The sequence below is a fragment of the Sinosporangium album genome, assembly GCF_900100605.1.
Taxonomy (GTDB): domain Bacteria; phylum Actinomycetota; class Actinomycetes; order Streptosporangiales; family Streptosporangiaceae; genus Sinosporangium; species Sinosporangium album.
The window spans coordinates 53,033-62,210 of sequence record NZ_FNCN01000034.1 but is presented as its reverse complement, the minus strand read 5'-3'; the positions used below and the strand labels follow the sequence as shown (position 1 = coordinate 62,210).

Annotated in this window: 12 protein-coding genes; 7 read left to right on the top strand and 5 right to left on the bottom strand. The window is 70.0% G+C overall.

What is annotated here, in order from left to right; translation table 11 throughout:
* Positions 1-129: 129 nt before the first annotated feature.
* Complete coding sequence (locus BLQ73_RS25585) at positions 130-813, bottom strand: GbsR/MarR family transcriptional regulator (RefSeq protein ID WP_245691406.1); 684 nt, start codon at positions 811-813, stop codon at positions 130-132.
* Here BLQ73_RS25585 and BLQ73_RS25580 point away from each other — a divergent pair.
* Entirely contained in the window at positions 694-1,431 is a 738-nt protein-coding gene (locus BLQ73_RS25580) for a serine hydrolase domain-containing protein (protein ID WP_245691401.1), read from the top strand. The genes BLQ73_RS25585 and BLQ73_RS25580 overlap by 120 nt on opposite strands.
* A 237-nt stretch (positions 1,432-1,668) precedes the next feature.
* On the opposite strand, the gene BLQ73_RS25575 is transcribed toward BLQ73_RS25580, so the two are convergent.
* Together BLQ73_RS25575 and BLQ73_RS25570 are read right to left on the bottom strand one after the other, a co-directional pair.
* Positions 1,669-1,845 (bottom strand): CstA-like transporter-associated (seleno)protein, encoded by a 177-nt coding sequence (locus tag BLQ73_RS25575; RefSeq protein ID WP_093174194.1) that lies wholly within the window; start codon positions 1,843-1,845, stop codon positions 1,669-1,671.
* Entirely contained in the window at positions 1,842-3,992 is a 2,151-nt protein-coding gene (locus tag BLQ73_RS25570) for a carbon starvation CstA family protein (RefSeq protein ID WP_093174192.1), read from the bottom strand. The genes BLQ73_RS25575 and BLQ73_RS25570 overlap by 4 nt, the downstream gene beginning before the upstream one ends.
* Positions 3,993-4,407: 415 nt before the next feature.
* Here BLQ73_RS25570 and BLQ73_RS25565 point away from each other — a divergent pair, with 415 nt between their 5' ends.
* From BLQ73_RS25565 to BLQ73_RS25555, 4 genes are all read left to right on the top strand, one after another.
* Positions 4,408-4,998, top strand: a complete 591-nt coding sequence (locus tag BLQ73_RS25565) for a SigE family RNA polymerase sigma factor (protein ID WP_245691399.1) — start codon at positions 4,408-4,410, stop codon at positions 4,996-4,998.
* Positions 4,995-5,147 (top strand): hypothetical protein, encoded by a 153-nt coding sequence (locus BLQ73_RS32785; protein ID WP_176955678.1) that lies wholly within the window; start codon positions 4,995-4,997, stop codon positions 5,145-5,147. The genes BLQ73_RS25565 and BLQ73_RS32785 overlap by 4 nt, the downstream gene beginning before the upstream one ends.
* Before the next feature lie 107 nt (positions 5,148-5,254).
* Positions 5,255-5,551, top strand: coding sequence for a hypothetical protein (locus tag BLQ73_RS25560; protein WP_093174190.1), 297 nt, complete (start codon positions 5,255-5,257; stop codon positions 5,549-5,551).
* Positions 5,552-5,563: 12 nt separating this feature from the next.
* Positions 5,564-5,914 (top strand): DUF6343 family protein, encoded by a 351-nt coding sequence (locus BLQ73_RS25555; RefSeq protein WP_093174188.1) that lies wholly within the window; start codon positions 5,564-5,566, stop codon positions 5,912-5,914.
* A gap of 16 nt (positions 5,915-5,930) precedes the next feature.
* On the opposite strand, the gene BLQ73_RS25550 is transcribed toward BLQ73_RS25555, so the two are convergent.
* On the bottom strand, positions 5,931-6,467 hold the full coding sequence (locus BLQ73_RS25550; protein WP_176955677.1) for an ATP-binding protein: 537 nt from the start codon (positions 6,465-6,467) through the stop codon (positions 5,931-5,933).
* Between the two features lie 273 nt (positions 6,468-6,740).
* On the opposite strand from BLQ73_RS25550, the gene BLQ73_RS25545 reads away from it, so the two are divergent.
* Positions 6,741-8,189 (top strand): NsdA family TPR-like regulatory protein, encoded by a 1,449-nt coding sequence (locus BLQ73_RS25545; RefSeq protein WP_143020440.1) that lies wholly within the window; start codon positions 6,741-6,743, stop codon positions 8,187-8,189.
* 9 nt (positions 8,190-8,198) lie between these two features.
* Complete coding sequence (locus BLQ73_RS25540) at positions 8,199-8,780, top strand: GNAT family N-acetyltransferase (protein WP_093174183.1); 582 nt, start codon at positions 8,199-8,201, stop codon at positions 8,778-8,780.
* Positions 8,781-8,836: 56 nt separating this feature from the next.
* On the opposite strand, the gene BLQ73_RS25535 is transcribed toward BLQ73_RS25540, so the two are convergent.
* On the bottom strand, positions 8,837-9,109 hold the full coding sequence (locus BLQ73_RS25535; RefSeq protein ID WP_218126017.1) for a DUF1275 family protein: 273 nt from the start codon (positions 9,107-9,109) through the stop codon (positions 8,837-8,839).
* Between the last annotated feature and the right edge of the window lie 69 nt (positions 9,110-9,178).

Sequence of the window (9,178 nt, the reverse complement as noted above, 5' to 3'; positions counted from 1 at the left end):
TGCGGTCAAGAGGGTGTTCAGGTCTGTCGTCACAAACGGATCATGGACACCCTCGCTGCGTTCACGGGGCTGAACTTAGGAACTACTCGTCTAGTCGCCGAGGCTGCCTGCCCGCGATCTGAACGTGGCTCAGGTAGTGCCGTCTGAGGTCGTTTCGGGTTTCGTGTGGAGGATCTCGCGGGCCTGGTCCGCCGCGCGGGCGATGCTCTCGGAGACGAAGTCGACGAAGCGGGCGATGCTCTCCAGGCGGGCGGCGGCAGGGGAGTCGGAGCCGAGGATGCCGACGCCCTGGCGGGCGACCTCGCCGAGGTGGGCGGTGGCGCGGGCGCTGGCCATCGTCGACTGGTACATGACGTCGTCGTCGACGATGTAGCGCTCGCGGCGGCGTTCGTCGCGTTCCCTGCGGATGAGGCCCTGGCTTTCGAGGAACGTGATCGCCTTGGAGACCGACGCCGGGCTGACCTGGAGGCGTCCGGCGAGTTCGGAGGCCGTGAGGCTGCCGGCGTCGGTGGTGTAGAGGCTGGCCAGCACCAGGGCCGTCATCTTGGGCAGGCCCGTTTGAATGAAGACGGTGGCGAACACCTCCTCGTACTCGCGCACGGCCTCGGCATCGCGCCCGTAGGCCTGTGGGGGCGTGTTGGAGTCCCGGGGCGCGGTGCGCCTGCGGCGGTGGGCGCGGCGTTCGGTGGCGCGGTGGGCCAGGCCGGCGCGGTAGGCGGTGGGGCCGCCGTTGCGCATCACCTCACGCGTGATCGTCGAGGTCGGACGGTCAAGACCTCTGGCGATCTCCGCGTAGGCGAGACCGTCGGCCAGTCCCAGCGCGATCTGCTGGCGGTCCTGCTGGCCAACTACGTGCTTGCCCGGCTGGTGGTCGAGAAGGTCACCGACCGCTCGCTCGGTGAGGAGATGCAGCGGCTGATCCTGGGACCGCTCGGGCTGACCGGCACCGTGGTGCCGGACACCTCGACGGACGTGCCCGAGCCGCACGCCCACGCCTACTACCGGTATGAGGAGGACGGCCAGGAGAAGGTGGTCGACGTCACCCGCCAGAACCCGTCCTGGATCTCCACCGGCGGCGACATGATCTCAACCACCCGCGACCTGGCCACCTTCATCTCCGCGCTGGTGGGCGGCAGGCTGCTGCTGGCCGAGCTGCTGGCCGAGATGTGCACGCCGGAGCCGAAGGCCGGCTACGGCCTGGGGGTGTTCGTACAGGACGTGCCGGGAGGCGGCACCGTCATCACCCACAACGGCGGCATCACGGGCCACGCGGGGCTGATGTACAGCACGCCCGACGGCGGCAAGATTCTGACCGCCTCGCTGAACTACGTGGACGACGCCGCGCTGTCCATGGGCGAGGCGTTCCAGAAGACGACGCAGCGGCTCGTCGCGGAGATTTTCGGCGGTGGGCGGGCCGCCTCGGCTCTGTAGAGCCGACCCAGAGGACAGGGCCGAGCACCGTGAACCCGTACGGACCAAGCCGGCCCGCTCGCCCTGGCCGACGCCCGCCGGCATGGGCCACCCGGCCCACCCGGCCCACCCGCTGCGGCTGATCGACCGACTCGCCGCCGCTGGCAAGGTCTTCGAGCCTCCCCCCAGGCCCCATGGACCGATCCTGACCCGTATCCAGGTCAGGATCGGTCCTCGTTGTGACGGGCCCGGCTTTGGTCAGCAGCAGCGCATGCCCGCAGCCTTGTCGCGCAGGTTGGAGCGGCGACGTTCGAACTCGCGGCGGGTCAGGGGCTGCCCGTGGCAGTGCCGGGCGAGGTATTTGTCGTATTCGCCCTCGCCGGTCGCCTCGCGGAGATACCAGCGGATGAAGCGCCACAGGGAGCGGACGTTCACCGGGAGTCCACCTTCGCGAGCTCACCGCGCTCCTCGGCGGTGGTGAAGAGCCCGGCAGGTGCGGCGATCTTGGACTCCACGAACGGTGTCTCGGTCGTGGGCAGCGGCTCACGGGAGCGTACGGCCCGCAGGCACACCACGGCCGCGTTGGCGACCACGGCGAGCACGAGCAGGGCGAACAGCGCGATCAGGACGCCGTCGACGGTCGAGTTGAGAACGACGGCGCGCATGTCGTCCAGGCTCTTGGCGGGGGCGAGGACCGTGCCCTCGGCCAGGGCGTCGGCGTAGCGCTCCCGCTGGGCGAAGAAGCCGATCTTGGGGTCGGCGCTGAAGACCTTCTGCCAGCACGCCGTCATGGTGACCGCCAGATCCCACGCCAGCGGCACGCCCGTCACCCACGCCCACTTGAGCCTGCCCGACTTGATGAGGAGCGTGGTGCAGAGGGTCAGGGCGATGGCGGCCAGGAGCTGGTTGGCGATGCCGAACAGCGGGAAGAGCTGGTTGATGCCGCCGAGCGGGTCGGTGACGCCGGCGTACAGGAAGTAGCCCCAGCCGAGCACGACCACCGCGCTGGTGCCCCACAGGCCCGGCTTCCAGCTCACCCGGCCGAGCGGCTTCCAGATGTTGCCGAGGGAGTCCTGCAGCATGAAGCGGCCGACGCGGGTGCCCGCGTCCACGGTGGTCAGGATGAACAGCGCCTCGAACATGATGGCGAAGTGGTACCAGAACGCCTTGAACGCCGCGCCTCCGAAGACGCCGGAGAGGATCTCGGCGATGCCGACGGCGAGGGTGGGCGCCCCGCCGGTGCGGGCGATCACGCTGCTCTCCTGGATCTCGTCGGCGGCGGTCTGGAGGTCCTGCGGTGAGATGGTGAAGCCCAGGTTCGCGATGGCCTGCGACGCGCTCTCGACGGTGGTGCCGAGGAAGCCGGCGGGGGCGTTCATCGCGTAGTAGAGCCCGGGGTCGAGCACCGAGGCGGCGATGAGCGCCATGACGGCGACGAAGGACTCCATCAGCATGGCGCCGTAGCCGATCATCCGGACCTGCGACTCCTTCTGGATCATCTTCGGGGTGGTGCCCGAGGAGACCAGCGAGTGGAAGCCCGACAGGGCGCCGCAGGCGATCGTGATGAACACGAACGGGAAGAGCGATCCGGCGAAGACCGGTCCGGTGCCGCTGGTGGCGAACTGGGTGATCGCCTCGTTCTGCAGCGGCGGCGCGACGATGACGACACCGACGGCGAGCAGAACGATCGTGCCGATCTTCATGAAGGTGGACAGGTAGTCACGGGGGGCCAGCAGCATCCACACCGGCAGGACCGAGGCGAAGAAGCCGTACACCACGAGGGACACCACCAGCGCCTCGGGGCTCAGCGTGAAGGCGTCGGCCCACTCCGACTCCTGGACCCAGCCGCCGCCGACGATCGCGAGCAGCAGGAGCGCCACGCCGATCACCGTGGTCTCCATGACCCGCCCCGGGCGCAGGATCCGCAGGTAGAAGCCCATGAAGAAGGCGATCGGGATGGTCATCGCGATGGAGAAGGTGCCCCACGGGGAGTGGGCGAGCGCGTTGACCACGACCAGGGCGAGCACGGCCAGCAGGATGATCATGATGACGAACACGGCGATCAGCGCCGCCGCCCCGCCGATCGGGCCGAGCTCGTCGCGGACCATCTGGCCGAGGCTCTTGCCGTCCCTGCGCATCGAGAAGAACAGCGTCACCATGTCCTGGACCGCGCCGGCGAAGATGACGCCGACGATGATCCAGATGGTGCCGGGCAGGTAGCCCATCTGCGCGGCGAGCACCGGCCCCACGAGCGGGCCCGCTCCGGCGATGGCGGCGAAGTGGTGGCCGAGCAGCACCCGGCGGTCGGTCGGCTGGTAGTCGACCCCGTTGTCGAGCCGTTCGGCGGGCGTGGCGCGGCGGTCGTCGACCCGCAGCACCCGGCGGGCGATGAAGCGGGAGTAGAAGCGGTAGGCGATCGCATAGGAGCCGAGAGCGGCGGCCACGAGCCAGATCGCCGAGATCTCCTCACCCCGTGACAGAGCGAGGACGCCCCAGGCGACGGCGCCTGCCACGGCGACCAGCGTCCATACGATGACCGATTTGAGCGTGACCCGGGAATCGGCTCCGCCGAGTCTGGGCATGGGGCATCCTCCTCTGTACGGGCAGGGAGCGCTATGGGCGGGGGTTGCCGCGCGGCGGGCGATCCGCGCCGCGTCTCAGGATGTAGCCGCGTCTCCGGATGTAGGCGGCGGCCATGCCGTGCCCGTCGCGTTCGCCGCGTCGGCTTGGCCATGTCCCACCCTCCGGAAGGGGCCTTCGTCCTATGTTGCAGGGTTGCCGAGGTCCACGATCCGGTTGACACGCTTTTACAGGAAGATTTGCCGTCGACCGGTCATGCTTGGTGCGCAACTCAGCTGTAGTGCCGGTGCAAGTGGACGGTGGCCGATGACTAAGCCCGTGAGCGCGGTGATGTTCCCGGCCGTGCTGGGCAGGCACCTCCCTGCTCGCCGTCGCCGCCCGGCGGCTACGCATGCCCCCCGAAGCGGAGACGATCACTTGACCGCGACACGGCAGCAGACGGTCGCCGAAGCCGAACCGGCATCCGGCTTACCCGCGTCCGATCCGCGGGCGTGCGATCCGCGGGCGCCCGGCTTGCCGGGCGACGAGCGGGAGACCGCGTTGACCGCGCTGTTCGAACGGCACTACACCGGCATGCTGCGCCTTGCCGTACTGTTGGGCGCCGACGACGCCGAGGACATCGTGGCGGAGGCGTTCTGCGAACTTCACCGCAGGTGGGACCGGTTGCGTACGGCTGACGCCGCCCTGCCGTACCTCCGGTCGGTGGTCTGCAACCTCACCCGCATGAGGCTGCGCCACCTGCAGGTGGTCCGCAAGCACACGGACCTGAGCGCGAATCTGGAGAGGTCCGCGGAGAGCGTCGCCCTGCTGCGCGACGATCAGAAGGCGCTCGTCCAGGCGCTCCGGCAGCTCTCGGGGCGGCAGCGCGAGGCACTGGTGCTGCGCTATTGGCTCGGTCTGGGCGAAAGCGACATCGCCGCCGCTATGGGCATCTCGTGCGGTTCGGTCAAAGCGCACACCAGCCGCGGCATGGCCGCACTCAACAAGATCATGCAGGAGCGACGTTGACGACAGGTCCCCGAGCGCTGAGGACCGGCTGCGCGGAGCGCTCGACAAGGGTGCTGGTCTTCGCCGCCGACGTCGTGGGGCCCTGGGCGCTCGACCGCTGTCGCGGCCAGACGCAGATCGTCCACGAACCGGCCCGCGGAGGGCCGTGAGGGACCGGGGGGAGGCCGCGAAAGGGGAGCGAAATGGGAGGTGTCAGGACAGTTTCGCTGGGTAGCGCCACCAATAGGGACAAACTTCGACTTGGGGGGTGGCTGGGATGCCACGCGGATCGAGTCCTAAGCGCGGCGCGAAGAAACGCGCTGAAAGCACCACCACACGGGCCAAGAAGATGGCCTCCCGCACGGTCGACACGGTGCGGGCCAAGGCGGGTGAGACCCGTACGGCCGCGAGCCGAGCGGGCGGCAAGGCCGCGTCGACCACGCGCCGGGCGGCCCAGCGGGCCACCACAACGAGCGAGCGCACCCGGGACCAGCTCTACGACGAGGCCAAGCGCCGCAACATCAAAGGCCGTTCCAGCATGACCAAGGCGCAGCTGGAGAAAGCCCTCCGCTGAGAGGAGGCGGCCATGCGCCGCGATCTTGGACGTCACCGGCGGGGGCAGCGCGATCCCGCGCACTACGTCCAGGACGACCCGGGGCCCGGGCCGGGCGCGGAGCAGTGGAGCGACCGCATCTGGTCGCAGATCTCCCCGACCGGGGAGCGTCCCCGCAGCGCGATCGGCCTGCGGGTGGTTCTCGCGTGCTTCGGATTCCTGGTCTGTACGGCTTTCGCCGTACTCTCCGCGCTGCTCGGCTGGATCGGGCTCGCGGTGCTGATGGGCGTCCTCGCCGTGATCGCCCTCGCCGACCTGGCCGTCCTGGCGTGCCGGCACCAGGAGCGGCGCCACGAGCAGGAGCGGCGCCGGGAGCGGCGATAGGGGGCGATCGGGCGGTTCATCCCGACGCCGCCGAGGCGATCAGAGAGAGGGTGTCGATCCCCGGTGTGGGCAGGCTGAACCAGACGCCCGTGCCGAGCCTGCCGGTGCCGTACAGCCGGACCTGGCGTGCCCCGCACCAGCCGCCGGTGCAGGCGGCGACGATGCGCAGCCCCCGCCCGCCGTCGGCGAGCGTGTCGACAGCGGCGAAGGCGTCGCCGGGGCGGTGGAGAAGCCGGTCGACGGTGCGGGCGCTGTTCCCCGAGTCGGCGACCTCGACCCGGATCGGGAGGCCGTCCTCGTAGAGGATGCGTAGCTCGTACGGTCCCGGGGCGTGGGTGACGGCGTTGGAGGCGAGCTCGCTGAGCACCAGTTCGAGGTCGTCGACGACGGCGGGGGACAGGCCGATGAGCCGGCTGCGCAGGAGGCGGCGGGCGCGGCGCGGGGCGTCGCGGGGGAGCAGGCACCACGCGGACACTCGGTATGGCCTTCCGGGGGCCGACTGCCGTACGGCGAAAGCCGATGGGGCGGCCGGTGGAGCGGGAGCGGGGGGCATCGCTGCTCCTGTCGTAGACATCAGAGTGTGCTGCTAGTGAACGCTTTTAACCCCTTCAAGGTCACCCGGGTTGAGAACATGGTTTCTATGGGTGATGTCCAGATTGTGAGGTGCGTTTTCGTCGGGGATTTCGGGGTTCGAATGCCGCCGAGACGAGTGTGACCCTGAACGCCCGGTTGCTGACCGGGCTTCAGCGGGTGAACCTTCCACCAGCAACCTCATGAGAGGGGCCTCTTGAGCGGATGGAACAAGCGGGACGTCAACCGTCTCCGTATGCAGATGACGCAGCAGGGCCGCAGCACGGAGGAGATCGCCGAGGAGATCCGGCACCTGTGCGGGTGTTCCAGGCTGGCGGCCTTCCGGATGGCGCATGGGCTCAGCCAGCCGGAGGTGGTCGACAGATACCACCACCAGTCGCCGGCGTCGGTGATCGACCAGCCGTTGCTGTCGCGGCTGGAGATGTTCCCGGCGGTGGGCTCGAGGTCGCCGCAGGCCACGCAGATCATCACCTTGGCCGATATATACGGGACGACGCCTCTGCGCTTGTTGGACCCCGAGGCTCTGGACCGGATGGATCCGCAGGAGCGGGCGGTTCTGATCCGCTGCAATGCGGCTTTTGCTGAACCAGTATCGGTTTCGGCCGACGAGGCGGCAGCGCCGCCGCCGGCCCGGCCGCGGGGGTGGCCCGCGGCCGTCAGCATAGAAAACGAGGTGGAAATGGCCGCCCGCAGGGCAATGCGGTTCGCCGTCATGGTCGAAGGCAGCAATATCGGGCCGGAGACGCTGGACCAGCTGCGCGATGAGGTGGGTCGCCTGGCGACGGCTTACCAGCAGCAGCCTCTTCCCAGCCTGCTGGGAGACTTGATCGACGTGCAGGAGGTGGCCTTCCGGCTGCTGGAAGGCCGTCAGCGGCCGTCCGAGACCGCTGAGATGTACCTCCTCGCGGGGGTGGTCTGCGGGATCCTCGCCAAGGCGAGCCACGACCTCGGCGACCCGCGTTCGGCCATGACGCAGGCCCGCACGGCGTTCATCTGCGCCGAGAACGCCGGCCACGACGGGCTACGCGTGTGGACCCGGGGATTGCAGTCGTTGATCGCGTACTGGGCCGGGTGGCCCAACGAGGCGGCCCGCTACGCCCAGCACGGGGCCGCCTACGCCGCCCGCGGCAGAGGCACCTCCTCGGTGTGGCTGCCGGCCCAGGAGGCGCGCGTGTGGGCCGTCCTCGGCGACGAGACCAAGACGCTCGCCGCCATCGACCGGGCCACGGAGGCGCGCGACCACGTCCAGGCCGACGAACTCGACGCCCTCGGCGGGATCATGACCTTCTCCCGGCCGCGCCAGCTCTACTACGCCGCCGACGCCCACGTGTGGCTGCCCGGCTCCGAGGCGCGGACCGAGCACATCGCCACCGAGGCGATCAACGCCTACGCCGTGGCCGACCCGTCGGAGCGGTCGTTCAGCGACGAGGCGGGAGCCCGCACCAACCAGTCGCTCGCCCGGCTCAACCTCGGCGAGTTCGAAGGCGCGGCCGAAGCACTGCGGCCCGTCCTCGACCTGCCGCCCCAGCAGCGGATCGGCGGCATCGTGGCCAGCGTCGGCAGAATCCACACCGCGCTGCGGCTGCCGCGCTACCGCAACACCCCCGCCGCCGCCGACCTGCAGCGGGAGATCGAGTACTACGGACGGGCTCCCGCCGGATTGACGCTGCCACGCCCTCGCTAGTCTCACTTCATGTATCCGGTCACACTCACTTCCGGAACCGTCGGCCTACGCGAATTCGCCAACCCTGAGGACGCGGACGCCGTACTCGCGATCTACGGTGACCCGCGGGTCACCGCCCACCTGAGTTTCGAGCCGCGTGACCGGGCGCAGGTGACGGCCACCCTCGCCGCCGTGACGGCGGCGGCGAGGGTCCGTCCCCGGACCGAGTACTCCCTCGCGGCGGTGCGGCTTCCCGGAGACGTCGTGGGAGACGTCGTGGCGTTCGCACGACTCGCCGTCGACACCCAGCATCCCGGGCAGAACAGCGGGCAGATCGGGTTCGCGCTCCGCGCCGACCAGTGGGGGCAGGGGCTCGGCACCGAGGTCGTGGCGCTGCTGCTCCGGCTCGGCTTCGACGAGCTCGGGCTGCATCGCGTCTGGGCCGCCCGCAGCCCGCACAACCACGTATCGGGGCGCCTGATGGAGAAGGTGGGCATGATCGAAGAAGGCCGCATCCGCGACCACCTCCGCATCAAGGACAAGTGGCGGGACTCCATCGTCCACTCGATCCTCGAACACGAGTGGCGCGCCGGGAGAGCACGCGCGGGCTGAACGACAGGCCGTACGGCGCCGCCCCGGCACTGCGGGGCGGCGCCGTACGGCGTGTGTCACTCGCGATAGCCGATCGCGACGGCCGACACCACGACGGTGGAGGCCAGCAGGGGCCAGGCCAGGCCGTACGACCGCAGCAGCAGCGTCCCCAGCAGCGCACCAGTGAACATCGCGCCGACGGCCAGGACGCGGCGGCCCGCCCGGGGGTTGGTCCCCTCGCCGAGCGTCGAGTCGGCGACCAGGCCCGCCAGCGTGCGCGTCATGACCGTGGTCGGCAGGTCCGGTACGGCGAGCGCCCGGCCACGCCCGCACCATCGCCCCACTTCCACCCCGCAGGGCGAGCCTTCGCCATCTCACGCTTCCGCCGCCCCCGACGGAAATGACCACATTGATCAAGG

What these genes read in the sequence shown, in the direction of transcription:
- BLQ73_RS25560 (WP_093174190.1), top strand. Translation starts at nt 5,255, where the DNA reads ATGCCACGCGGATCGAGTCCTAAGCGCGGCGCGAAGAAACGCGCTGAA.
- BLQ73_RS25555 (WP_093174188.1), top strand. Translation starts at nt 5,564, where the DNA reads ATGCGCCGCGATCTTGGACGTCACCGGCGGGGGCAGCGCGATCCCGCG.
- BLQ73_RS25545 (WP_143020440.1), top strand. Translation starts at nt 6,741, where the DNA reads ATGCAGATGACGCAGCAGGGCCGCAGCACGGAGGAGATCGCCGAGGAG.
- BLQ73_RS25540 (WP_093174183.1), top strand. Translation starts at nt 8,199, where the DNA reads ATGTATCCGGTCACACTCACTTCCGGAACCGTCGGCCTACGCGAATTC.
- BLQ73_RS25550 (WP_176955677.1), bottom strand. Translation starts at nt 6,467, where the DNA reads ATGCCCCCCGCTCCCGCTCCACCGGCCGCCCCATCGGCTTTCGCCGTA.
- BLQ73_RS25570 (WP_093174192.1), bottom strand. Translation starts at nt 3,992, where the DNA reads ATGCCCAGACTCGGCGGAGCCGATTCCCGGGTCACGCTCAAATCGGTC.